Genomic DNA, 23,458 nt, shown 5'->3' on the forward strand with positions numbered 1-23,458 from the left:
CCCGCGCGTCCGTGGTAGGTGCAACTATGTCCGAACCGGATCGAGAGCCGACGGAGAAACCGACGACCTCCAAGGAGGAGGCCGAGTCGGAGACGAAGTCGATGACCCGCAACTGGATCGGGATCGCGGTCGTCTCGATCCTGGCGCTGTGGCTGCTCGTGCTCGGGGCGATGCAGGCGACGGGGCTGGTCGATATCCTCGCCCCGATCGCCGACTCCGGAGCCACGCAGTGGGGCGTGTTCTTCGCCATGGCGATCGTCCTGATCGTCCTCGCCGGCTGGAGCTGGAAGGCCATCGCCAACTGAGGGCCGCGGCCGACGCGGCGACCGATCCGCACTGTTTTGCGGCCCGTCCGTCTCTCGCAGTCACTCCCCGTCCGCTTCCAGCACCTCTCGGTTCCGAATCCACGCGTCCGCGCCGAACTTGCGATCGGCGAGGTCCCGGGCCGCCTCGACCTCGGCCTCTCGCCACGTCGATTCGTCGGCGTCACACCACTCCCCGAGCGCCGTCGCGAGCGTCTCGACGGCCTCCTCGCGGTCGATCCCCGCCTGTTCGCGGACGCTCGTCACGCGGTCGGTGAACGTCGCGGGCTCGAGATCGGTCTCGAAGACGCCGACGTGACGCTCGGCCTCGAGATCGTAACTGATCGAGCCGTGCTGGATGACGACGTCGCGCTGGCGGTACTGGGCGTTGCCGCTGATCTTCCCCGCGTCCGCGCCCGCGCTGGCCGGTGCGACCACGTCGTGGGCCGGGTTGATGTCCCGCAGGTAGCAGGAGGGCTGATAGATCGACGCCTGCTCGACCGCGGCGAAGTCGGCGTCGACGCCCATGCGCCGAAGGCCCTCGAGGACCGGCTCGCAGAACAGTTCGTAACAGTCCATCAAGTTACCGGGAACCTCGTCGGCGGGCGCGACGATCGTGTACGAGATGTCCGCGTACCGATCGTGGTAGATCCCGCCGCCGCCGGTCTGGCGACGGGTGACGTCGATCCCCTCGCGCTCGCAGTAGTCCCAGTCGACGGTGTCGGCGTCCTGGCGGTACCCCAGCGACAGCGTGCTCGGCTCCCACGAGTAGACTCGAACCGTCCGCAGGTCGTCCTCGAGAGCCGTTTGTGCCGCGATTTCCTCGGCGGCCATCTGGACGGCCCCTTCGCGGGGCTCGTCCCGAATCAGCCGCCACTCCCGATCGGCGAGGTCGTTCATACGCCATCGGTCGCCGGCGACCGTGTTAGTGGTTGCGACGGGAGGGACGGGGACTCGCGTCCGACGGCACGGGTCGAAGCCGCGGGGTCTGCTCACCTCTGCACTGGCCTCAGCGGCGTCCCGCTCGAGCAGGTCCGCATCTCGTCTCCTCGCCGCGCGAATCGGCTGCGCTCGAGCCGGTCTCGGCTGGAACACGTGCATTTGATATCGCGGTATCTGATTTATCCCATGGTGGTCTGCCGAGTATCCTTCTGGAGGATTTCGAACGGACGCTCGACTACGGGAACTGGACGACCGGGTTCTCGTACCATCCGGGAGCAGCACGTCACGACGTTTTTACGTACCCACCGGCTATCCCGGGCTATGGTGCGGAACGTCGCCGGGGAACTCCCGGAGCTCGAGGACGAGGACTTCTATCTCCTCTCGGGGGTCGAACAGGGGATGCGCTTCTCCGAGTGGGTCCAGCGGGAGAAGCTCCCGAAGTTCGCCAGCCTGACCGAAGAGGAGGTCGACTACCGCCTCGAGCGCTGTCTGAAACGCGGATTGATCGAGAAGAAGACGATCCAGTACGAGGGCTACACCCTCCAGTTCGAGGGCTACGACGCGCTCGCCCTGCGCGCGCTCGTCGAGCGCGACACCATCGGCGAGTTCGGCTCGCCGCTCGGCGTCGGCAAGGAGAGCGACGTCTACGAGGTGCGCTCGTACAAGCCCCTGGCCCTGAAGTACCACCGCGAGGGGTACACGAACTTCCGGGAGGTCCACAAGGAACGCGACTACACCTCGGAGAACGACCACGTCTCCTGGATGTACACCGCCCGGAAGGCCGCCGAGCGGGAACACGAGATCTTGGAGGAGCTCTACCCGGACGTCTCGGTGCCCCAGCCGATCGACCAGAACCGCCACGCCATCGTCATGGAGAAGATGGACGGCGTCGAACTCTCCCGGACGAGACTCGAGGCCGATCAGGTACTGGGCGTCCTCGATCTGCTCGTCTCCGAGATCGCCAACGCGCACGCGAACGGGTACGTCCACGCGGACATGAGCGAGTACAACGTCTTCGTCAACGAGGCGGGCGTGAAGATCTTCGACTGGCCCCAGGCCGTGCCGACCGACCACGAGAACGCCGGCGAGTTCCTCCGCCGGGATCTGACGAACATCGTGGGCTACTTCCGCCGAAAGTACCCCCAGCACGTTCCCGACGACATCGACAGCGACGACCTCGCCGATTCGATCGAGCGCGAGTCGTTCGAGACGATCACCGAGTTCGTCGCCTGACGACCGCGGTCGGGCTAGACCGTCGGAGACGCGGTACGCTCGAGCAGCGTCGTCGGGTTTCTTCCCGCAGTTCTCGTGTTCTCGTGAGCGTGTTCTGTGAGCGGCAGTTCCCAGTTGCGCGAGCCGCGCCGTACGCCGATTCTGTCGGTATCGCGATCGAATCCGGCTCGCTGGAGAGCGACAATCGGCCGATTCGGGCCCGGATAGACATGATTCGGTCGGTCGCACCCATCTTCGGAATGCCGTTCCGGCACGAGGCGATCTTGACTGATAAATTCCATATGAATATACAGAACATCGATTTCGCGAAACGATCCGTTTTGAGCCGAACGGAGTCACTACGGGACGAGAAGGAAGGCTAGCGTCAGCGTCTCGAGCGGCGCTCGAGTCGAGTTCTCCGACTGGCTCGAGCGATCCGTCCGTACAGGTTCGTGAGAAGCCGGAACGGACGGCGTTGCGCTGTGCGTTCGCGCGGCCGAAGATCGGAAGTGATAAAGTAGTCAACCCCGGATATCGACGTGAACACACCGACGCCGGCTGTACCGCGGTTCGATTCCGTGGGTCGGAATTACGGCGGCCACAGCGGTGGGGTTCCACCCGTACCCATCCCGAACACGGACGTTAAGCCCACCTGCGTTTCGGCGAGTACTGGAGTGCGCGAGCCTCTGGGAGACCCGATTCGCCGCCCCCACTCATCCTTCATTTCCACCGATACGCAGAGTCGCGTAGTTGGCCGGGCGTCGCTTGTAGCCAGTGCATTCCTTTTCTGTGGTTCGGCTCGAGAGACGGTACGTTCGAACCGTATCGCGATTCCGGAATCGTCGCTGACGGTGCTCCGAGTCGCTCGAGCGATCGGACCGGATCCAGAGCGGCGACGCGCTAGCGGTCGTCGTTGAGCGGCTCCAGCGGCGTGATCTGCACTCCGTGCTCGCCGGTCGAAACCGCGCCTCGATCTCGAAGACGTCGGCCAGTAGGTCTCGAGTGACGATCGTGTTCCGTCCCGTCGGCTGGAGGTGTCGTCCGAGCCCGTCTCGAGAGCGAAAATAGCGGAGTCGACGACCGGTCCGTCGATCGCGGTACGAGCGAGCCGGGAACCCTTCTACGCGGTCGGTTCGCCGTCGATCCGGTGTCGCTCGAGCGGGACCGCCGCGGACCGCTTCTCGCGGAAAAGGTCCGTCGCCCACTCGACGACGGCGGGGTCGGTACACCGGAGCACGTCGAATCCGCTCCCGTCGGCGATCGAGAGGAAGACGGTGTCGTCGGCGATATCGACGTTACAGGGGATCGTCCCGTCGGCGCTGTAGTAGACCGGCCGGTCGGTCCGGGCTTCGATTTCCCGCCACCGGTCGACGAGGTCCGGGTTCTCGAGCGCGACGGCGGTCGCGTTCCGGTCGAAGACGACCTCGCCGTCCGCCGCGTTACCGTCGGACAGGTCCTCGGAGAGGTCGTACATCGGGAGGGTCGCGAACGAACCGACGACGGCCCGGACGGTCGACGCTCGGCTGAGAGCATCGGTTACGACGCGCATTCCGGCCAGCGGATCGGCGCTGTCGGCGGCGACGAGGTCGGCGTCGGCCAGACGTCGGAGATCGAAGTCGAACCACGCCGTCGGAAGGGCGTCGATGATATCGGGATACCGCTGTCCGACGGCGATCGTCTCGAGGAGGCGGTCGAACTGGTCGTAGATGTCCCGGCCCGTGTTCGTGATCGTGTACCCGCCATCGGCGTGATCCCGTTCGACCCAGCCGCGGTCGGTCAGGTCCCCGAGGATTCGGCTCAGCGTCACCCGCGTCACGCTCGTCTCCGCCGACAACTCCTCGCGCGCGTGTCGCCCGTCCGCGAGCAACTCGAGGACGCGGACGCGGTGCTCCGAGCGCGCGAGAAACGCCGCTGCTTCGATAGCGTCGCTCGACGCGTTCGCCCCCACGCGAGACGGTGTGTCCGTCGGTACGTTCTCGCTCATTGTCGTCTCTCCCTATCACTCTCTTGTTTAGGCCTACCTAAAAACTGTCGTCTGGTGAGGCGGTACGAATCGATTCGGCTACGTGCTACCGACCGATTCATCGGTCGAGCGATTCACCGAGTCCGGAGAGGCGCCGCAGTTCCGATCGAATTCACCTGAAAGCGTGATGGGGAACCGACGAAATATCCGTTTGCGAGAACCTCGCACGAACGGACCGATGGTCGGTTTAATTACACCTGCGTTCGTACCCGTTATATATGGGTGAGAATAACACCCACGACCTCGACGGCGTCGGCGTCTGGGGTGGCGGCTTCACCGGCGGACTGGTCGGCGGCATCGCCATGGGGCTGGTCCTCCACCTCGGCGCGGGCCAGATCGAACTGCTCGGCGCGCTGATCGCCGACTCCGGAACGGCGGTCGGCGTCGGCTGGACGGTCCACATGATCCTCAGCGTCCTGTTCGGACTGACGTTCGCCGCCCTCGCCTCGCGGCGAACGGTCCAGGACCTGGTGGACTCGTTCAGCGACTACGTCGTCATCGGACTGGCGTTCGGGACCCTCCTCGGCCTCTTCGCCGGCGGGCTCCTGTTTCCGGTGGCGATGCAGCAGGCGGGCGTCGCGGCGTTGCCGCTGCCGTTCCTCCCCGTTCCGGGCGTCGCGGGGGAACTGGTCAGCGCGCTCCTGTTCGCGATCGGTCACCTCGTCTACGGCCTGGTCCTCGGTGCCGTGTTCGCGACGGTCAACGGCGTCGTCCCCGGCGGCGTCGGCGAGCACGTCCCGCTCGAGCGGTGATCGATCCGCGTCCGCCCCTCGTTTTTCGGCGCATCGTCGGCCCCGCAGTTCGAAGCCCTTATACTCGAGAGTTGGGAAGTGAAGGTAGACTCGCTGGGTCGCGGGCGCCAGCGGGCACCTGTACGGCACCGCCGCCACAGGTCGGGATGTGATCCGCGGGGACCGTCCCCGGTCGGGATTGAACCAGGAAACGCCCGCGGTGATACACATGGCAGAAAGCTTCTACTCCCACATCAAGGACGCATGGAAGGACCCCGGCGACGGCAAGCTCGGGGAACTGCAGTGGCAGCGAAAGCAGGAATGGCGCGACCAGGGCGCCATCGAGCGCATCGAGCGCCCGACCCGACTGGACAAGGCGCGCGAACTCGGCTACAAGGCCAAACAGGGCATTATCGTGGTCCGCGTGGCGGTCCGCAAGGGGACGGCCCGAAAGGAGCGGTTCACGGCCGGTCGCCGATCCAAGCGCCAGGGTGTCAACCGCATCGGGCGGCGCAAGAACATCCAGCGCATCGGCGAGGAGCGCGTCTCCCGGAAGTACCCCAATCTGCGGGTGCTCAACAGCTACTGGGTCGGCGAAGACGGCTCGCAGAAGTGGTTCGAAGCGATCCTCGTGGATCCGAACCACCCGGCGATCGAGAACGACGACGATCTCAACTGGATCTGCGACGACGACCACACGAACCGCGCGTTCCGCGGCCTCACCAACGCGGGCAAGGCCAACCGCGGCCTCAACAACCGCGGCAAGGGCGCCGAGAAGGTCCGTCCGTCCAACAACGGCGGACAGGGCCGCGCGAAGTAACGGCCGGTCGGCTTCGGCGATCCGAGCCTCGATTTTTCTGCGACTCGCCTCGAGAGCGACGGCCCCGCGAATCGACGAGCGACGCCGTACGCTGCCTATCGAGACCGATAGCTCACTGCTCGGCGGCGCTCGGCGCGATTTCGATCTCGTCGAACGTCGCGAAATCGCCGGTCTCGGCGCGTTCGACGGCCGCGTGGACGTCCACGTACCCCGCACCGACGGATTCCGCGGTGTACGACTCGCGTCGGCGCTCGTCCGCGGTCGCCTCGAGCGTCGCGAGCACGTCCGTCGGAGCGGGCGCCTCGCCGCCGTTTTCGATGGCGGCGTCGTACACCAGCGCGGCGCAGCCGGCGGTGACGGGACAGGACATACTGGTTCCGGACGCGGGACCGTAGTAGCGTTCGCCGTCCGGTTGGAGCACGTTTATGAGGTCGAACCGCTCGAGCGTACTCATCACGGCCTCGCCCTTGGCGGCGACGCCGTTGCGGTAGATCCCCAGCGGCCCGTCGATCTCGTCCGCGGAGGCGCCGTCGTGGAACGCGGCGAGGTTCTCGTAGGCCGTCGCGCGGTCGTAATTGGCCGCGTCGAACGAGCCGTCCCGCGGGCGACCGCGGGAGGAGAAGTCCGCGACCGCACCCTCGGCGTCGGTCGCCCCGACGCCCAGCACGTGTGGCGCCTTCGCGTACTGGTTCAGCGTTCCCCGATCGGGACCGTCGTTCCCCGCCGCGAACACCGAGAGGATCCCCTCCTCGTGAGCGTGCCACGTCGCGACGTTGAGGGGATCGTCGGGGAGGAACGGGCGGCCGATCTGTCCCGAGCCGTACGAGTTCGAGACGATCTGGATATCGTGCTCGCCCTCCCGCTGCCGGCGGATCAGATCGTCGTACGCGGCGACGGTGAACGCGATCGCCGGACCCGCGCTCGTCGAGTACATCGTCAGATCGACGTCGGGCGCCATTCCCGAGTACTCGCCGTCGCTCTTCGATCCGGTTCCGCCGATGCTTCCCGCACAGTGGGTGCCGTGACCGTTCACGTCGGTATCGACGGTGTCGACGTCCTGCCACCAGAGCGGTTCGTCCTGAATTCCCGGGACCCCTACGTACTGATAGTTCGCCTCGAGGTTCGGTTGCAGATCGGGGTGTCCGCCGCCGATCCCCGAGTCGATGACTGCGACGTGGACGTTCTCACCGGTGTAGGGCGTCTCGAGTCCCGAACCGGCCTGTACGGCGTCGGCGTTCGTGTCCTCGCGGGCGTCGTCGTTGTGAAACTCCAGGTCGTAGTTCGAGGAGACGTACCGCACCGGCTCCCAGTCGGCGACGGTCTCGACCAGCGACCCCGGCAGTTTGGCGTACCCGACGGGGAGGGTATCGAAGCCGATCGCGAACTCGACGTCGAGTTCCTCGAGGCGGACGACGGCCTCGGTGTCCTCGAAGACGATCACGACCTCCTGGAGGGCGTCGCTCTCGGGGTCGAGCGCGTCGTCGACGAGGGCGCCGCCGGCCTCGAACACGCCCTCGAGGGCCTCGCCGACGGACTCGCCGTCGACGGCCGCGCCGGTTCCGGAGAGCGCGACCGAACCGACGACACCGGTGCCGACGCTCTTGAGGACCGTCCGCCGCGTCGCTCGTTCGGTGGAATTTTCCTCAGCCATTGTCTTTCACGAATGCCTGAAGCATCTATTATCTAAGTAGTATAATACACAATAAAAAGGTATTGGAGATCTAACCTTCCGCGCGCTACGAGCGCCGTTCCGCAGGCAGGATCCGATCTGCGGCCCGGTCGGAAATCGAGTGGCAGCGCCCCGTGATTCTGGGGTATCGAGCACCGTCGGCGGATCGTCGACGCCGGCGGCGGTGGGTGGCCACGCCGGAGTCGATCGGCACGATATCTGTTCGGACGTTCCGAGACCGGCCGGCGATCGGCGAGGAACACGATACCCGCCGCGAGCACCGCGGAGCGTGCGATAGCCGACTCGAGCACTAAGTGGCCGTCCGTGGTACGGGGCGTATGCCACGATCGACGGTCGCTGATTTCTCGATCGAGCGCGTCCAGATCCTCGATCAGGACGGCCGCGTCGACGAGTCCATGGAGCCGGACCTCGAGGACGAGCGGTTGCTCGAGTGGTATCGGACGATGAAGCTGTCCCGTCGCCTCGACGAGCGGACGATCGCCCTCCAGCGCCGGGGCGAACTGGGGACCTTCGCGCCCGCGACGGGACAGGAGGCCGCGCAGGTCGGCAGTACCGGCGCGCTCGCCGGGGACGACTGGACGGTGCCGGCCTTTCGCGAGCACCCCTCGGCGCTGGCCCGGGGACTCTCGCCCCAGGGGATCTTCGAGTACGCGATGGGACTCGAGGAGGGCGCCGAACCGCCCGACGACGTGCCGATCATGCCGCCGTCGATCGCCGTGGGCTCCCAGCCGCTCCACGCCGCGGGGATCGGCTGGGCCGAGGCGATGAACGACAGCGACCGGGTCGCGCTGACCTACTTCGGTGACGGCGCGACCAGCGAGGGCGAGGTCTACGAGGCGATGAACCTCGCGGGCGTCTACGAGGCGCAGACGGTCTTCGTCTGCCAGAACAACCAGTACGCGATCTCGACGCCGCTGTCGAAGCAGACGCGGGCCGCGACGCTCGCCCAGAAGGCCGTCGCCGCGGGCATCGAACCGATTCAGGTCGACGGCAACGACGTGCTGGGCGTCTACGCGGTCACGAAGGAGGCCAGGGAGCGCGCCCTGCGGGGCGTCCCGACGCTGATCGAGGCGACGACCTACCGCCGGGAGATGCACACCACCGCGGACGACCCCTCCGTCTACCGCACGACCGAGGAAGAGGAGGAGTGGGAGCCGCTGGACCCAATCTTGCGGTTCGAGCAGTATCTCCGCGAGCGCGGCGTTCTCGACGACGAAACGGTCTCCTCGATCGAGGACGCGATCGAGACCGAACTCGAGGAGGCCCTCGAGGCGGCCCGCGAGACCGAGGCGAACGCCGATCCCGTCGACATGTTCGACACGGCCTACGCGGAACTCCCCGACTACCTCGAGCGCCAGCGGGAGGCGTTCACCGGCGACGCCGACGGCGAGATCGCGCCGCCTCGAGCGGCGGAGGGGACCCTCGGTGACGGCGGGACGGCGACCGAGTCGGGGGTCACGGAGGGCGTCGACCGACTGAACATGGTCGAGGCGATCCGCGAGACCCTGCACGCCGAACTGGACCGCGACGACGACGTGCTCGTCTACGGTCAGGACGTCGGCGTCGACGGCGGCGTCTTCCGGGCGACCCAGGGGCTGCTCGACGCCTTCCCGGGCCGCGTCCACGACGCGCCGGTCGCGGAGGCGGGCATCGTCGGTCTCGGCGTCGGCCTCGCGGCCGCGGGCTACCGACCGGTCGCGGAGATCCAGTTCGCCGGCTTCACCTTCCAGGCGTTCGATCAGATCCACCAGCACGTCTCGCGGCTCCGCAGTCGCTCGCGCGGCGAACTCTCGTGTCCGATGGTGATCCGCGCGCCGTACGGGCTGGGCGTGAAGGCCTTAGAGCACCACTCCGAGAGCTACGAAGCCGGCTACGCCCACGTTCCCGGACTGAAGATGGTGATCCCGTCGACCGCGCGGGACGCGGCCGGACTGCTTCGGTCGGCGATTCGCAGTCCGGATCCCGTCCTGTTCTTCGAGCCGATGGCGCTGTACCGGGCGGCCCGGCGACCCGTGCCCGCCGATCACGAGGTCCCGCTGGGCGAGGCCCGCGTCGTCGAGGAGGGCACGGACGTCACCGTCGTCACCTGGGGCGCGATGGTCCGCGAGGTCGAAGGCGCCATCGAGGAGAGCGAGGCGTCGGCCGACGTGATCGACCTGCGGACGATCAGTCCGATGGACACCGAGACGGTCCGCGAGTCGGTCCGGAAGACCGGCCGGTGCGTCGTCGTCCACGAGGCGCCGCGGACGGGCGGGTTCGGCGCCGAGGTCGCGGCCCGCATCTCCGACGAGGCGGTCTGGCACCTCGAGGCGCCGATCGAGCGCGTCGCCGGCTACGACGTCCCGGTGCCGCTGCCGGGCCGCGAGGAGGCGTACCGGCCCGACGAGGAGCGCATCCGGGAGACGATCGAGCGCGTCACGTCGTCGTAGGCACCGATTTCGGCCCGGCGGCGGCCCGACGTTTATTTCGCCGGACGGCGTAGTGGCGCCCATGATCGATCACGTTCTCGTTCCCGTCGACGACTCGAAGCAGTCGACCGAAGCCCTCGCGTTCGCCTGCGAGGAGTACCCCGACGCCCGTATCACGGCGCTGCACGTCCTCGATCCGGGCGACTTCTACGCCGCGACCGGGATCGAAGGCGGCGCCGTGGCGAACTACGACGAACTCCAGGAACACCACCAGGATCGCGCGGACGCGATCCTCGAGTCGGCGCGCGAACAGGCCGCCGAGCACGGCGTCGAGCTCGAGACGGACCACGTCGTCGGCGGCATCTCGCGGTCGATCGTCGACTACGCCGCCGACCACGACGTCGACCACATCGCGATCGGGAGCCACGGTCGCACGGGCGCGAGTCGGATCCTGCTTGGCAGCGTCGCCGAGAAGGTGGCCCGCCGCTCGCCCGTCCCGGTGACGATCGTCCGCTGAGCGATCGGGGGAGAACGACTCGAGTCGCGACGTTTCGAGCCGAGCGTCCGCCGTTGCAGTCGCTCCGCAGCGTAGCGAACGACGAAAACGGCGACTGGCGGTCGATTCAGGCGGAGACGGTCTGGCTCTCCCGCTCGGACTCCGCGGAGCGCATATCCAGATCGGCCCGCAGCGCCTCGATCGCGTCCTCGGGATCGGTCTCGGAGTCGAAGACGCGGTCGAACCCGAGCTCGCGGAAGAACGCGCGGGTCTCCTCGAAGTCGTCCTGACCGACGGCGAGGTTGCCGCCGATGTAGGTCGTGACGTCCTCGAGGCCGGCGTCGGCGAACCGCTCGTGGAAGCCCTGACAGTCCTGTTTGGCGTGACCGTAGAGCGATGAGACGAGTACGGCCGCGGCGTCGTGTTCGGTCGCGGCGTCGACGAACTCCGCTTGAGAGGTCTGAACGCCGAGGTTGACGACGTCGAATCCGGCCGCCTCGAACGCTTGTTCCAGGATGGTGATCCCGACGACGTGGGCGTCGGACCCGATCACGCCGAGGATGACTGTCTGCGTCATGGTCGTACCACCACAAACTGGCGGGAGCACAATAAACCTAATGATTAATCATGTGGTAGTGATTCACACGGTTTCCCTGCGGTGGGAGACGCTTCGGTCACCGACCGACGAATGCGGGACGCGGTCACCGAACGACGAACGGAACGACTCGAGACGACTGCGGAATCGCTCAGACCGTCGTGAGGGCGTCGACGGGTGCGTCGGTGTGGCTCCGGGCCCGCCGGATGCCGTTCTCGCCGGCCGCGATGAGCGCGAAGACGCCGGCGACGTCGGCGTCGGCGGTGTCGACGATGTCCAGCAGGAGCTCCTGGGTCTCGCCCGAGCGGATGAGGTCGTCGACGACCAGCACCGACTCGCCGGCGTCGATGGCCGACTCGGGGAGGTAGTAGGTGAGTTCGATCCCCGACTGGAGGCGCTCGCGGGCCTCGATGAACTCCTCGACGGCGGTCTCCTTGCGCTTCTTCGCGTACGCACAGCGCGTCCCGTAGTAGCTCGCGAGCGAGGCGGCCAGCGTGATCCCGTCGGTCGCCGCCGTGAGGACGACGTCGGGTCGATCGAAGTCGAACGCGTTGGCCACGACGGGCGCGACGAGGTCGAGAAACGACTGGTCGAAGACCGCTGCGCTGTTGTCGACGTATCCCTCGTCGTCGACCCGGATGCGAGCCTCGAGTTCGTCGGCCAGCGCCTCGCGACCGAGGTCCTCGACGACCTGGCGCGCGCGTTCGGTTCCCGGCAGCACGTGGCCGTTGACGTACCGGTTGAGATCGCCCGCCGGAAGCCCCGTCGTCTCGGCGAGTTCGTCGTAGGTTCGGGTCTCCTTCAGCATCCGCAACACGTCGACGGCCCGTAACTGGAGGGCTGCCTTCTCGGCTCTGTTCATGGTGAATATGCACGATTCTGCAAGTATGGGGGTTTCGATCGTATTCCGCGCTCGAGATAGCCACGTCCGTGATCAGCGGCCGCAAGTCGGTCGAACCGACCAGATCACTTCTGTTTCTCCGCATCGAGGGCGGTCGCGTTCGTCTCGTCCTCGAGGAGACCTCGCCCGCGCTGTCGGACGAGTCGCTGCATCACCCGCGCCTGCGCCTTCTGGAGGAGCGTTCCGGCCGTGCTCGCGGCACAGTTCAGCCGCTCGGCGACGGCCTCGAGTCCCGCCTCGCGCGGAACCGCGTAGTAGCCGACCTCGACCGCGGCCGCGACGGCCTCGAGCTGGCGCTCGGTGAGATCACCGGTCAGCGGCGCGTGCCGACGGTCGTACTCCCCGATCGCGCGGACGGTGACGTCGATCTCGTCGGGCAGCCCCTCGAGCATCGCCTGCAGGTCCTCGCCGGCGCCGACGACGGTCATGTAGAACGCGGCCTCGGAGTCGTAGATCACGGGCGGGACGATGACGAGATCGAGCGCGGCGAACGATTGCCGCCAGCGCACGTCTTCCTCGCGGGTCTCCTGGCAGATGTAGACGTAGAACGAGTCGCCGTCGATCGGCGTCAGGTCGTACCAGCGGACCGAATCGACGGCCTCGATGGCGTCGACGTACGCCTCGCGGTCTGCCTCGGCGTAGAACAGTTCGTACTCGCGGTCGCCCTCGGGGCCGAGGATGTTCCACGTGCGAAGTTCCTCGTAGCGGACCGCGTCTCCCTCGCGGATGAACCGTTGCATGGGATGGAGCATCCGGTCGGGCTGGCGGAGCCGGACGTCGAGGTACTTCATCGCGGTGTGTCGACGGCAGGACGGGGTAGCATATAAATCACCTAGTGTATCCGTGAGAAGCGACAGTGCGATCGTCGGCCGACGTAAGCGTATGATGATAGTCGATAGAGAACGGCTACCCGCAGTCGATCCGGTACAGTTGCAGACGCTCGAGTCGCTGACGGCGACGGCGGTGATGCACCGATGACCGACGGGCCGACGAGTGCCGTCTTCGTCGCGGGCGTGGGCCTCGCACTGGCGAACCTCGCGGGAATCGTCGCCAGCGCGTCGGGGCTGGTCTCGTACTGGCCGCCGGGCGAACGAGACTGGACCTACTACGTCCACTGGGGGATCTCGCACTCGCTCAACGTCGTCGTGCTCGCGCTCACGTACCTCAGCTGGAACAGTCTCGGCCTGCCCCGCGGCCCGTCGCTGGCCGTCGGCGCCGCCCTGTTCGTCGTCGGCTACGCGGTCGCCATCGCGGCCGGACTGGACCTCGGCGTCGAGGAGACGAAGGGACTGGCCGGCGACCTGCGAACCGGCGGCTGGTATCGCTACTCGAGAAATCCCCAGTACGTCGGCTACGTCGTCGCGACGGTCGGCTTCGCGTTGCTGGCGAACTCCGAGCTGGTCGCCGTCGTCTGCGTGATCTACTTGGGCTGGTGGCTCTCGCTGCCGTTCGCCGAGGAGCCGTGGCTGCGCGAGCGGTACGGCGAGGAGTACGAGCGATACGCCGAGCGCGTGCCGCGATTCGTGGGGAGACGGACCGTTCGCGCACTCGTCGGGAATCGGGCAGACGAAACGGCGGTCAGCGACGGCGGGTGACCGCGATCAGTCCTGCAGGAAGTCGGGCCGGGTCCGCTGCTCCTCGATTTCGTCCTCGAGGTGCTGTTTGAACTCCTCGATCTCGACGTCGTACTCCTGGTCCTCGAAGCGATCGCGGACGGAGATGTTGCCGTCTTCCTCCTCGTTGTCGCCGACGATGATCTGGTAGGGGACCCGATCGTCGTGGGCCGCGCGGATCTTCCGCTCCAAGGTGGAGTCGCGGCCGTCGACCTCGACGCGGAAGTCGTCGAACTCGTTGGCGACGCGGTGGGCGTAGCCGAGGTTGTCGTCGGAGATCGGCAGCACGCGGACCTGTTCGGGCGCGAGCCACAGCGGGAACCGACCCTCGTAGTGCTCGATGAGCATCATGAAGAACCGCTCGTAGCTGCCGTACAGCGCGCGGTGGATCATGACCGGGCGGTGCTCCTCGTTGTCCTCGCCGACGTAGTTCAGGTCGAACCGCTCGGGCATGTTGAAGTCGAGTTGGACCGTGGGGCCGTCCCACGAGCGACCGATGGCGTCCTCGAACGCGAAGTCGATCTTCGGCCCGTAGAACGCGCCGTCGCCCTCCTCGACCTCGTAGTCGTGGGCGCGGTTCTCGAGGACGTTCTCGAGTTGCTCCTCCGCGCGGTCCCAGATCTCGTCGGAGCCGACCGACTTCTCGGGCCGGGTGGCGAGGGCCATCTCGTAGTCGAGGTCGAACGTCTCGAGGACGTCGGTGATCATGTCCATGATCTCCTCGACCTCCTGTCTGATCTGGTCGGGCCGGATGAACAGGTGGCCGTCGTCGATCGTGAAGGCCCAGACCCGCGAGAGGCCCGACAGCTCGCCGCGTTGCTCCTTGCGGTAGACCTTCCCGTTCTCCGCGTAGCGAATGGGGAGGTCGCGGTACGACCAGGACTGGTCCTGGAAGATGGCGGCGTGGCCGGGACAGTTCATCGGCTTCAGGCCGAACTCGTCGTCGCCCACGTCGAAGATGAACATGTCGTCGGCGTAGTTCTCGTAGTGGCCCGAGCGGTGCCAGAGATCCGTCTTGAAGACGTGGGGCGTCTCGACGTAGTCGTAGCCCGCGTCCTCGTTGAGGCTCTCCACGAAGTCCTCGAGCTCCTTGAGGACGGTCTTCCCCGGCGGGTGATACAGCGGCAGTCCGGGGCCGGTGACGTCCTGAATCGAGAACAGGTTCATCTCCGATCCGATCCGACGATGATCGCGCTTCTCGGCTTCCTGTTTGCGCTCGAGGAACGCCTCGAGGTCGCTCTCGTCCTCGAAGGCGGTGCCGTAGATGCGCGTCTGCATCGTGTTCTCCTCGTCGCCGCGCCAGTAGGCGCCCGCGATTTCCAACAACTCGACGGCGCCGATCTCGCCCGTCGAGTCGACGTGCGGGCCGGCACAGAGGTCCTCCCACTCGCCCTGTTTGTAGAAGGAGACGGTGTCGTTCTCGTCGGCGAACTCCTCGAGCAGTTCGAGCTTGTAGGGCTCGCCCTCGAGGCGTCGTTCGGCCTCCTCGATCGAGACGTCCTCGCGCTCGATCTCGTAGTCCTCGGCGATGATCTCCTCGATCTCCGCTTCGATCTCCGCGAGGTCTTCCTCGTCGATCTCGAGGTTATCGAAGTCGTAGTAGAAGCCCTCGTCCGTCGGCGGGCCGATGGCGAGTTTGACCGCGTCCTCGTCGAACAGCCGCTCGACGGCCTGGGCGAGACAGTGGGCCGCGGAGTGGCGCATGACCTCGAGGTACTCGTCCGACTGGTCGGTGACGATCTCGAGTTCGACGCCGTCGTAAACCGGCTGCTCCTTGGCGACGAGTTCGCCGTCGAGTTTGCCGGCGACCGTGTCGCGGCCGAGGCCGGGACCGATCTCGTAGGCGCAGTCCTCGACGGTCGCGTCGGCGTCGACCTCGAGTTCGGATCCGTCGGGCAGTACGACCGTTATCTGTTCCTGTGACTGGGAATCTGATTCTGACATGGGTCTGGGTGTGGCTGTGGGTAGTGGTGTGGCTGTCGCTGATCTGGGAACTTCGGTGAGAAGTTCGGTCGGGCGTCCGCCGCGGCCGCTCGGCTGCGGGTCCGTTCCGACACAGCGAGCGGTAGGTGTGGGTTAGAAGCGGGCGTAAGCCCCTGTAAAGCGGACACCTACCATCGTGGATGCGAATTGTCTCGAGCGGGCTAAAAACCTTCTGATGGTGTGGCGGCCGGTCAGAACTGGTCGATCGGTTCCGTGGTCGACCGAAGCGACCGATACTCGTTTTTCGCTCCCCGTTGACGAGCGGATATGACCGTCAACGCGGTCCTCTTCGACCTCGATAACACGTTCTATCCCTACCCGCCGTGTCACCGGGCGGGGAGCGACGCCGCCCTCGAGACCGCTCGCGACCGCGGCTACGACGTCGATCGCGACTCCTTCGAGGCCCTGTACCGAGACGGGCGCCGCGAGGTGAAACGCGAACTCTCCGGCACGGCCGCCACGCACAACCGATTTTGCTACTTCAAACGCGCCCTCGAGCGGCGCGTCGGCGAGCCGCGGCCGGCCGACGCGCTCGCGCTCGGCGAGGCGTACTGGGAGGCGTACGTCGACGCGATAGCGCTCTTCCCCGGCGTGACGGAGACCCTCGAGACGCTGCGCGAACGGGGGATCGATGTCGGCGTCGTCACGAACCTCACGACGCGCGTGCAACTCGAGAAACTCGCCGCGCTGGGTCTCGAGGAGTCGATCGATCTGCTGTTGACCTCCGAGGAGACGGGCCGCGAGAAGCCCGGATCGGTGATGTTCACGCTCCCACTATCGCGGCTCGGGAGCCGCCCGTCGGAGGCGGTGATGGTCGGCGACGACATCGAGGCGGACGTCGCCGGCGCCAACGCGGTCGGCCTCGAGACGGTGTTGTTCGATCCCGACCTCGACACCGAGAGCGACGGCGACCCGGCGGGCGGCGTCGACCCGCTCGCGGGCGACCGCGAGCCCGACCACCGGATCGACGACTTCGCCGCGGTGCTGGAGGTGATCGAATGATCCTCGAGTCCGAGCGACGAGCGGTGGTCGATCACGCGCCGGAGCTGGCGGCGCTGACGCCCGGACGGACGGGGAACCTGAGCGTCCGCGACGGCGACGCCTTCGCCGTTACGCCGACCGGCGTCCCGTACGATAGTTTCGACGTCGAAGACGTGCCGGTCGTCGGCGTCGACGGCGAGCACCGCGAGGGGCGGATGGCGCCCAGCAGCGAAGTACCGATGCACGCCGCCATCTACCGGCGCGCGGACGTCGGGGCGATCGTCCACACCCACTCGCCGTGGGCGACGGCGATGGCCGTCGCGCGGGAGCCGCTGCCGCCGATCCACTACATGATCGTCGCCGTCGGCAAGCGGGTGCCGGTCGCCGAGTACGCGCCCTACGGGACCGACGACCTCGCCGCGAACGTCGTGGCGGCGATGGACGAGGCCGACGCGACGGCCGCACTGATCGAAAACCACGGGCTGGTCGTCACCGGTGCGGACCTCGAGACCGCCCTCGAGAACACCCACCACGTCGAGAGCCTCGCGCGCCTCTACCTCCAGACGCGCGCGGCCGGCCTCGAGCCGCGGACGCTGTCGGACGCGCAACTCGAGGCGGTCCTCGAGCGGTTCGAGTCCTACGGACAGTAACGGACGAAGGGGATGCCGATCGCGGCTCAGTCCCGGTCGGCCAACAGGTCGCTCGCGGTCACTAGCGCCTCCATCTCCACGCCGGCGTCCTCGACGTTCTCGCGGCCGCCCTCCTCGCGGTCGACGACGACCAGCGCGCGCTCGACGGTCGCGCCCGCCTCCCGCAGCGCCTCGACGGCCTCGACGAGGCTCGTCCCCGTCGTCACGATGTCCTCGACGACGACGACCTCCTCGCCGTCCTCGAGTCGGCCCTCGATCAGGTTGGCCGTCCCGTAGTCCTTGCGCTGTTTCCGTGCGATGACGTAGGGGACGCCGGCCGCGACGCTGGTCGCCGCGGCGAGGGGAACGCCGCCGAGTGCGACGCCGCCGAGTTTGTCGTCCGCGTCGAGTCGCTCGGCGAAGGCCGCGGCGATGGCCTCGAGACAGTCGGGATCGGTCTCGAAGAGGTACTTGTCGACGTAGTACTCGCTGGTGCCGCCGTGGGAGAGTTCGAACTCGCCGAACTTGACCGCCTCCGCCTCGCGCAGGGCCGCGATGAGTTCCTCGTTCGTCATTGCTCGAAGGGCCGCGCCGGACCGAAATAAGCGGTGTGGAACGGAGCGACGCCGAGCGCGCGTCGCGCTTCCGATGCGCGTACCTTTTTGTTTCGCCGACGACTGTTTCGCGATATGACACCGACCCGCGCGCCAGAGCCCCATCCGGACCTCAGACCGCTCCTCGAGATGCTCGACTCGCAGGAGGCACCGGCGCTGCACGAGCTGCCGGTCGAGGAGGCGCGCGCGGCGGTCGCCGACATGTTCGCCGACGACGGCGACCCGATCGCCGTCGAGTCGGTCGAGGATCGAACCATCGACGGCCCGGCCGGCGACCTTCCGATCCGCGTCTATCGGCCCGCGGGCGAGACGCCGCGGCCGACGATCTGCTTCTTCCACGGGGGCGGCTTCGTCGTCGGGAGCGTCGACGGCTACGACGAGACGTGTCGGAAACTCGCCGCCGAGACCGGATACACCGTCGCCAGCGTCGAGTACCGGCTGGCGCCCGAACACCCGTTTCCCGCCGCGCTCGAGGACTGCTACGCCGCACTGGAGTGGGCCGGCGAAGAGATCGAGACGCTGGGCGGCGACCGGGATCGCATCGTCCTCATGGGCGACAGCGCCGGCGGCAACCTCGCTGCGGCGACGGCCCTGCTGTCGCGCGACCGCGGCGGCGTCGAACCCGCACACCAGCTGCTGATCTATCCCATCACCGGCGATATCACCGAAACCGAGTCCTACGAGGAGAACGGCGAGGGCTTCCTCCTCGAGCGGGACACCATGGAGTGGTTCGACGAGTGTTACTTCGAGCGCGAGATCGACCGCGGGAACGTCTACGCCCGCCCGCGGCTGGCGGCCGACCTCTCGGACCTCCCGCCGGCGACGGTCGTCACCGCCGGCTTCGATCCGCTGCGCGACGACGGCGCGCGCTACGTCGACCGCCTCGAGGCCGACGGCGTTCCGGTCACACACTACCACTACGACGACATGATCCACGGCTTCTTCGAGCTGTTCACCGAGCCGGTCTCCCTCGAGCGGGCCCAGGAGGCCCACGAAGACGTCGCGCGAGCACTCGAGCGGGCGCTCGAGTGAGGAACCGATCGGTAGAACTTAGACCTGGACTCGAAACGAAGCGCTCTGCTATCGTTTGGGACGCTATCGGGCGGTTCACTATCGTGGCAACGCGGAATTGCCGCCCCCACCCAGCCGATTCGCTCGCGCAGTATTGTCGAGAGCCCTCGCTATCGCTCAGACACCCGACAGCGCGCCATCGCACGGCAGCCCCTCGGTCCGGAGTGGAACACTCCTGTGCAGACTGATCGATCGACCGTGTAAATCCAAAAGCATGTAACGACGGCCGAGAGTTCAATACAGCATGGACGTCTCTATCATCGGCAGCGGCTACGTCGGCACCACCATCGCCGCCTGCCTCGCCGACCTCGGCCACGACGTACTGAACGTCGAGATCGACGAGGACATCGTCGCGACGATCAACGCCGGGGAAGCGCCGATCCACGAGTCGGGCCTCGAGGAGCGCATCGCCGAGCACGCGGGGACGACCCTCCGTGCGACGACGGACTACGACGAGATCCGCGGGACGGACGTCACCTTCCTCTGTCTCCCGACGCCCCAGACCGACGACGGCGGCCTCGATCTGGCACCGATGCGGGCCGGGGCCGAATCGCTGGGGCGGACGCTCGCGGAGAAGGACGGCGACCACCTCGTGGTCGTCAAGAGCACGGTCCTTCCCAGCACTACGGAGGAGGTCGTCGGGCCGATCCTCGAGGAGGAGTCGGGCCGCCGAATCGGCGACGGACTCGAGATCGCGATGAACCCCGAGTTCCTGCGGATGAGCACGGCCGTCGAGGACTTCCTCGAGCCCGATAAGGTCGTGATCGGCGCCTCGAGCGAGGACGCCGCGGCGACCCTCCGGGAGCTCTACGCGCCCATTCTCGGGCGCGAGGAAACGGACCTCGTCGAGACCGATATCCGGGAAGCGGAACTCATCAAGTACGCCAACAACGCCTTCCTCGCGTCGAAGGTCTCGTTGGTCAACGAACTCGGGAACATCGCGAAGGAGTACGGCGCGGACGCCTACGAGGTGCTCGAAGCCGTCGGGCTCGACGACCGCATTTCCGACCGCTTCATGCGCTCCGGGCTGGGCTGGGGCGGCTCCTGTTTCCCGAAGGACGTCAACGCCCTGCGGGCCGGCGCCCGCGAGCAGGGGTACGACCCCGACCTGCTCGACGCCGTCGTCTCGGTCAACGACGAGCAACCCCGCCGGCTCGTCGCCCTGCTCGGCGAGCACGTTCCGCTCGAGGGGGCCCGCGTCGCGGTACTGGGGCTGTCGTTCAAGCCAGGCACCGACGACGTGCGCAAGTCCCGCGCGCTCGACGTGATCGAACACCTGCGCGAGCGCGGCGCCGAGGTCGTCGCCTACGACCCGGTCGCGATCGAGAACGTCCGGCCGGACTACCCCGAGATCGAGTACGCCGACTCCGCGGACGCGGCCCTCGAGGGGGCCGACGGCGCGGTCGTCGCGACCGACTGGCCGGAGTTCGACGACCTCGCGTTCGACGGGATGGCGAACCGGGTGCTGGTCGACGGCCGCCGGATCGACGTCGACCGAGACGCCCTCGAGGTTTACGAGGGGCTCACCTGGTAGCACCGATGCCGGAGTCGCTCGAGTCGGACCGGCGGACCGCGACGCGCGACGAGCCGTCTACGGTCGCCGTTATAACACGCGTATTACGCAATCAGTATCCTTTTGCGGCCGCGCACTGGAATGATCGTCGATGGGAAATGACGCGGTTCGCGCGGATGCGAGGCTCTCAAGCGGCGACGGTGAGGTCATCGCTATGAGCCCCGAGACGCGGGAGATCGCTCCCGACGAAGTTTGCGTTCTCATTCCGACCCTCGACGAGGCGGCGACGATCGGCGACGTCATCGACGGCTTTCGCGAACAGGGCTACACGAACGTGCTCGTCGCCGACGGCGGAAGCGACGACGGCACCCGGGAGATCGCCCGCGACCGCGGCGCCCACGTCTTCGTCCAGTCGGGCGAGGGGAAAGGCCAGGCCGTCCGCGAGGCCATCGAGTACGTCAACGTCCCCTACGTGGTGATGCTCGACGGCGACGGGACCTACGATCCCGCCGACGTCGACGCCATGATCGAGCCCCTCTCGCGGGGGTACGAGCACGTGATCGGCAACCGGTTCGCCGATATGGACGACGACGCGATGAAGGCGTTGAACGGCTTCGGCAACCGGATGATCAACCGCTCGTTCAGCGTCATTCACGGCGCCGACTACGAGGATATCCTCTCGGGGTACCGAGCGTTCACCGTCGACTCGTTCGACCGGCTCTCGATCGACTCGGACGGCTTCACCCTCGAGACGGAGCTCGCCGTCGAGTGCGTCAAACACGGCGTCGACACGACCGTCGTGCCGATCAGTTACGGCGCCCGCCCCGACGAGTCGGAAACGAACCTCCACCCGATCAGGGACGGCGGCACGATCATCCTCGCACTGTACTCGCTGGCCAAGACGAACAACCCGCTGTTTTACTTCGGCAGTTTCGGCGTCGGGGGAATCCTCCTGGGCGGTGCGATCGCGTCGTACGTCCTCTGGGAGTGGGTGCAGTATCAGATCGGCCACGAGATCATGGCGCTGGTCTCCGCGGCCGCGATCTTGCTGGGCGTCCAGTTGCTCATCTTCGGCGTCCTCTCGGATATGCTTCTCTCGCTCCACCGCGAGCAGCGGCGCCGTCTCGAGCAGATCACCCGCAAGAGCCGCGAGCGAGACGACGACGGACGATAGCGCGTCTCAAAAGGGCAACATCGAGCGGACCTGCTGGAAGACGCCGTTCGAGTTGTTCCGACGATACTCCTCGAACGGCCCGTGTAGAGCGTTCAACAGTTCCTGACGCGAGCGAAACTCCTCGGTGTCGACTTCCGCGAGCATCTCGCTCAGCGCGACGTCGTTTCCGTGGACGTTGTACGGAATCCGCTCGTGGCCGAGTTCGGCCGCGACGTCGTCTTTCGTTGCCGGAAACGTCAGGTCAGCGTCCTTGAGACGAGCGTCGACGGCTGCGATACCGAATTCGATACTCTCGGGTTCGTCGTCGTCTCCGCTCGAGGGTGGCCGGACTCCCATACGGTCGCGTAGCACGTCCGGCCGCAAAACCGCTACGAAGACGCCGGTGCAGTCGCGCTCTCAATCGCGACCGAACTCGCTGCTGAATCGGGGCAGAGCCGCGCTGCTGACCAGCGGCAGAGCCGCGCTCCTCATCCGCGGCAAGGCTCCGCTCCCGACTCGTCGCAAACGACGCTCCCGACACGCATTTGTCGCCGGCGATGAAGACACCTGTATGACCGAATATACCACGGTCTCGATCCCGAAGGATCTGGCAGACCGCGTCGAGGAGACGATCGACGGCACCAGCTTCCAGAGCACGAGCGATCTCGTCCGGTTCCTGCTCCGGAGCATCGTCATCCAGCACCAGAAGGAGGGCGAACTCACCGAAGCCGAGTTCGAAGAGATCACCGAACAGCTGCGCGGACTCGGCTATCTCGAGTAGCCCTCGTCGTCGCTCTCGAGTCTCGGGTTTCGCTCCTCGCGCCTCGAGCTTCGGATCTCGAGTCACGGCTGTTACGTCCACACGCCTCGAGACGTCGCGCCACCGCTCGCTCGGTAGTCCCTCGAGGGCGAACAGCACGAGACGGATCGTGGAACCGCGATTACCACTACCCCGTCAGAACAGGCACGGTTATTATCAGCTTCGAGGCGGTAGCTAGCGTCGGAGGTCGAAGACAGATGCCACACGTCCCGGACTTCCCATCGCCGTCGAACGACGACGATCGCGAGCCGGAGCGTCGAAGCATCATCGATCGAATAATCGGCAACGGACACGGGCCGACGAGCGCCGCACCGCGACCGGAACCGGTTCCGGCCTCGTTCTGGTAGCGGTCGCGGACCCGCGGAGCGTTCGGATTCGATTTTTCTCGCCGACTGTCGCAGCTACTCGGTCAGCGACTGGTCCGGCGGTCGCGCGTCGACGATCTCGAGGGGCTGGCGCTGACCGCGCCGATCGAAGGCGCCGAACGACCGCTCGTCGAGTTCCCACGGCGGGACGGCGACGAAGATCACTGCCGCGAGATCGTCCCGCTTTGTGACCTCGAGTTCCCGGAGCGGGTGCGAGACGAACTGGCCCTGCGCCTGGCGGGCCGGCGTCGTGAGGTTGACACCGAAGACGGCGTTGAGGGCGTTGTCGGGATCGGGAAGGAAGAAGTCCGTAAAGACCGGCGTCTCGGGCGACAGATCGGCCGTGGTCCCCTCGAGCTCGTCGGCGGGGGCGACCGAGACGCCGGTCGTCACGCGGTCCGGATCGGCGTCGCTGGCCAGATCGAGGAGAACGTCGACGAGCGCCCGCGTGATGTAGACCATGTATCCCTCGTAAGCACCGACCGTAGTTAGTTGTACGCCCCGCGGGCGTCCCGGTAACCGACGCTGAAACGCCGTGCAGTCGATCTACCCGCCGTGATCGGCCGGGAGAGCCCCGTCTCACGGAACGCTCGTAC

The 23,458-nt window shown here is 66.9% G+C and carries 23 protein-coding genes and 1 rRNA gene; 14 read left to right on the forward strand and 10 right to left on the reverse strand.

What is annotated here, in order from left to right:
* The first annotated feature begins 26 nt into the window (after positions 1-26).
* Positions 27-305, forward strand: coding sequence for a hypothetical protein (locus WD430_RS12380; RefSeq protein WP_339102751.1), 279 nt, complete (start codon positions 27-29; stop codon positions 303-305).
* Between the two features lie 60 nt (positions 306-365).
* Here the strand turns inward: WD430_RS12380 and WD430_RS12385 are convergent, their stop codons facing one another.
* On the reverse strand, positions 366-1,202 hold the full coding sequence (locus tag WD430_RS12385; protein WP_339102752.1) for a biotin/lipoate A/B protein ligase family protein: 837 nt from the start codon (positions 1,200-1,202) through the stop codon (positions 366-368).
* Between the two features lie 363 nt (positions 1,203-1,565).
* Here WD430_RS12385 and WD430_RS12390 point away from each other — a divergent pair, with 363 nt between their 5' ends.
* Positions 1,566-2,477, forward strand: coding sequence for an RIO1 family regulatory kinase/ATPase (locus WD430_RS12390; protein WP_339102753.1), 912 nt, complete (start codon positions 1,566-1,568; stop codon positions 2,475-2,477).
* A 569-nt stretch (positions 2,478-3,046) separates the two neighbouring features.
* A 5S ribosomal RNA gene (gene rrf / locus WD430_RS12395) occupies positions 3,047-3,168 on the forward strand.
* A gap of 408 nt (positions 3,169-3,576) precedes the next feature.
* Here the strand turns inward: rrf and WD430_RS12400 are convergent.
* Positions 3,577-4,440 (reverse strand): helix-turn-helix domain-containing protein, encoded by an 864-nt coding sequence (locus WD430_RS12400; RefSeq protein ID WP_339102754.1) that lies wholly within the window; start codon positions 4,438-4,440, stop codon positions 3,577-3,579.
* 257 nt (positions 4,441-4,697) lie between these two features.
* Here WD430_RS12400 and WD430_RS12405 point away from each other — a divergent pair, with 257 nt between their 5' ends.
* Positions 4,698-5,231 (forward strand): hypothetical protein, encoded by a 534-nt coding sequence (locus WD430_RS12405; protein WP_339102755.1) that lies wholly within the window; start codon positions 4,698-4,700, stop codon positions 5,229-5,231.
* Between the two features lie 208 nt (positions 5,232-5,439).
* Positions 5,440-6,030, forward strand: a complete 591-nt coding sequence (locus WD430_RS12410; RefSeq protein WP_339102756.1) for a 50S ribosomal protein L15e — start codon at positions 5,440-5,442, stop codon at positions 6,028-6,030.
* Positions 6,031-6,142: 112 nt separating this feature from the next.
* Here WD430_RS12410 and WD430_RS12415 read toward each other — a convergent pair whose 3' ends face one another.
* Positions 6,143-7,681, reverse strand: coding sequence for a S8 family serine peptidase (locus WD430_RS12415; protein WP_339102757.1), 1,539 nt, complete (start codon positions 7,679-7,681; stop codon positions 6,143-6,145).
* Between the two features lie 356 nt (positions 7,682-8,037).
* On the opposite strand from WD430_RS12415, the gene pdhA reads away from it, so the two are divergent.
* Positions 8,038-10,149 (forward strand): pyruvate dehydrogenase (acetyl-transferring) E1 component subunit alpha, encoded by a 2,112-nt coding sequence (pdhA, locus tag WD430_RS12420; protein WP_339102758.1) that lies wholly within the window; start codon positions 8,038-8,040, stop codon positions 10,147-10,149.
* A gap of 61 nt (positions 10,150-10,210) precedes the next feature.
* Positions 10,211-10,645 (forward strand): universal stress protein, encoded by a 435-nt coding sequence (locus WD430_RS12425; protein ID WP_339102759.1) that lies wholly within the window; start codon positions 10,211-10,213, stop codon positions 10,643-10,645.
* 106 nt (positions 10,646-10,751) lie between these two features.
* On the opposite strand, the gene glmS is transcribed toward WD430_RS12425, so the two are convergent.
* From glmS to WD430_RS12440, 3 genes are all read right to left on the reverse strand, one after another.
* Positions 10,752-11,201: a methylaspartate mutase subunit S gene (glmS, locus tag WD430_RS12430; protein ID WP_339102760.1), complete on the reverse strand. Its 450-nt coding sequence runs from the start codon at positions 11,199-11,201 to the stop codon at positions 10,752-10,754.
* A gap of 169 nt (positions 11,202-11,370) precedes the next feature.
* Entirely contained in the window at positions 11,371-12,081 is a 711-nt protein-coding gene (locus tag WD430_RS12435) for a phosphoribosyltransferase family protein (protein WP_339102761.1), read from the reverse strand.
* Between the two features lie 104 nt (positions 12,082-12,185).
* Entirely contained in the window at positions 12,186-12,911 is a 726-nt protein-coding gene (locus WD430_RS12440; RefSeq protein ID WP_339102762.1) for a helix-turn-helix domain-containing protein, read from the reverse strand.
* 183 nt (positions 12,912-13,094) lie between these two features.
* Between WD430_RS12440 and WD430_RS12445 the strand changes: the two genes are divergently transcribed.
* Positions 13,095-13,715, forward strand: coding sequence for a PEMT/PEM2 methyltransferase family protein (locus tag WD430_RS12445; RefSeq protein ID WP_339102763.1), 621 nt, complete (start codon positions 13,095-13,097; stop codon positions 13,713-13,715).
* A 6-nt stretch (positions 13,716-13,721) separates the two neighbouring features.
* Here the strand turns inward: WD430_RS12445 and thrS are convergent, their stop codons facing one another.
* Positions 13,722-15,677: a threonine--tRNA ligase gene (thrS, locus tag WD430_RS12450; protein ID WP_339102764.1), complete on the reverse strand. Its 1,956-nt coding sequence runs from the start codon at positions 15,675-15,677 to the stop codon at positions 13,722-13,724.
* A gap of 306 nt (positions 15,678-15,983) precedes the next feature.
* Between thrS and WD430_RS12455 the strand changes: the two genes are divergently transcribed.
* Both WD430_RS12455 and WD430_RS12460 read left to right on the forward strand, forming a co-directional pair.
* Entirely contained in the window at positions 15,984-16,718 is a 735-nt protein-coding gene (locus tag WD430_RS12455; RefSeq protein ID WP_339102765.1) for an HAD family hydrolase, read from the forward strand.
* Positions 16,715-17,347, forward strand: a complete 633-nt coding sequence (locus WD430_RS12460) for a class II aldolase/adducin family protein (protein WP_339102766.1) — start codon at positions 16,715-16,717, stop codon at positions 17,345-17,347. The genes WD430_RS12455 and WD430_RS12460 overlap by 4 nt, the downstream gene beginning before the upstream one ends.
* A gap of 26 nt (positions 17,348-17,373) precedes the next feature.
* On the opposite strand, the gene pyrE is transcribed toward WD430_RS12460, so the two are convergent.
* Positions 17,374-17,901, reverse strand: a complete 528-nt coding sequence (gene pyrE / locus WD430_RS12465) for an orotate phosphoribosyltransferase (protein WP_339102767.1) — start codon at positions 17,899-17,901, stop codon at positions 17,374-17,376.
* A gap of 114 nt (positions 17,902-18,015) precedes the next feature.
* On the opposite strand from pyrE, the gene WD430_RS12470 reads away from it, so the two are divergent.
* The 3 genes from WD430_RS12470 (at position 18,016) to aglJ (ending at position 21,698) form a co-directional block, all read left to right on the forward strand.
* A complete protein-coding gene (locus tag WD430_RS12470; RefSeq protein WP_339102768.1) occupies positions 18,016-18,972 on the forward strand; it encodes an alpha/beta hydrolase in 957 nt (318 codons plus the stop codon).
* A gap of 283 nt (positions 18,973-19,255) precedes the next feature.
* Positions 19,256-20,545, forward strand: coding sequence for a UDP-glucose 6-dehydrogenase AglM (gene aglM, locus WD430_RS12475; protein WP_339102769.1), 1,290 nt, complete (start codon positions 19,256-19,258; stop codon positions 20,543-20,545).
* Positions 20,546-20,675: 130 nt separating this feature from the next.
* On the forward strand, positions 20,676-21,698 hold the full coding sequence (aglJ, locus tag WD430_RS12480; protein WP_339102770.1) for an S-layer glycoprotein N-glycosyltransferase AglJ: 1,023 nt from the start codon (positions 20,676-20,678) through the stop codon (positions 21,696-21,698).
* Between the two features lie 6 nt (positions 21,699-21,704).
* On the opposite strand, the gene WD430_RS12485 is transcribed toward aglJ, so the two are convergent.
* The gene (locus WD430_RS12485) at positions 21,705-22,034 is read right to left on the reverse strand and encodes a hypothetical protein (protein WP_339102771.1); all 330 of its coding nucleotides are present in this window, start codon (positions 22,032-22,034) and stop codon (positions 21,705-21,707) included.
* A gap of 214 nt (positions 22,035-22,248) precedes the next feature.
* Here WD430_RS12485 and WD430_RS12490 point away from each other — a divergent pair, with 214 nt between their 5' ends.
* Positions 22,249-22,458, forward strand: a complete 210-nt coding sequence (locus WD430_RS12490) for a ribbon-helix-helix domain-containing protein (protein WP_008894315.1) — start codon at positions 22,249-22,251, stop codon at positions 22,456-22,458.
* 440 nt (positions 22,459-22,898) lie between these two features.
* Here WD430_RS12490 and WD430_RS12495 read toward each other — a convergent pair whose 3' ends face one another.
* The gene (locus tag WD430_RS12495) at positions 22,899-23,324 is read right to left on the reverse strand and encodes a hypothetical protein (RefSeq protein WP_339102772.1); all 426 of its coding nucleotides are present in this window, start codon (positions 23,322-23,324) and stop codon (positions 22,899-22,901) included.
* Positions 23,325-23,458 lie beyond the last annotated feature (134 nt).

Origin of the sequence: Haloterrigena sp. KLK7 (assembly GCF_037914945.1) — an archaeon.
GTDB lineage: Archaea > Halobacteriota > Halobacteria > Halobacteriales > Natrialbaceae > Haloterrigena > Haloterrigena salinisoli.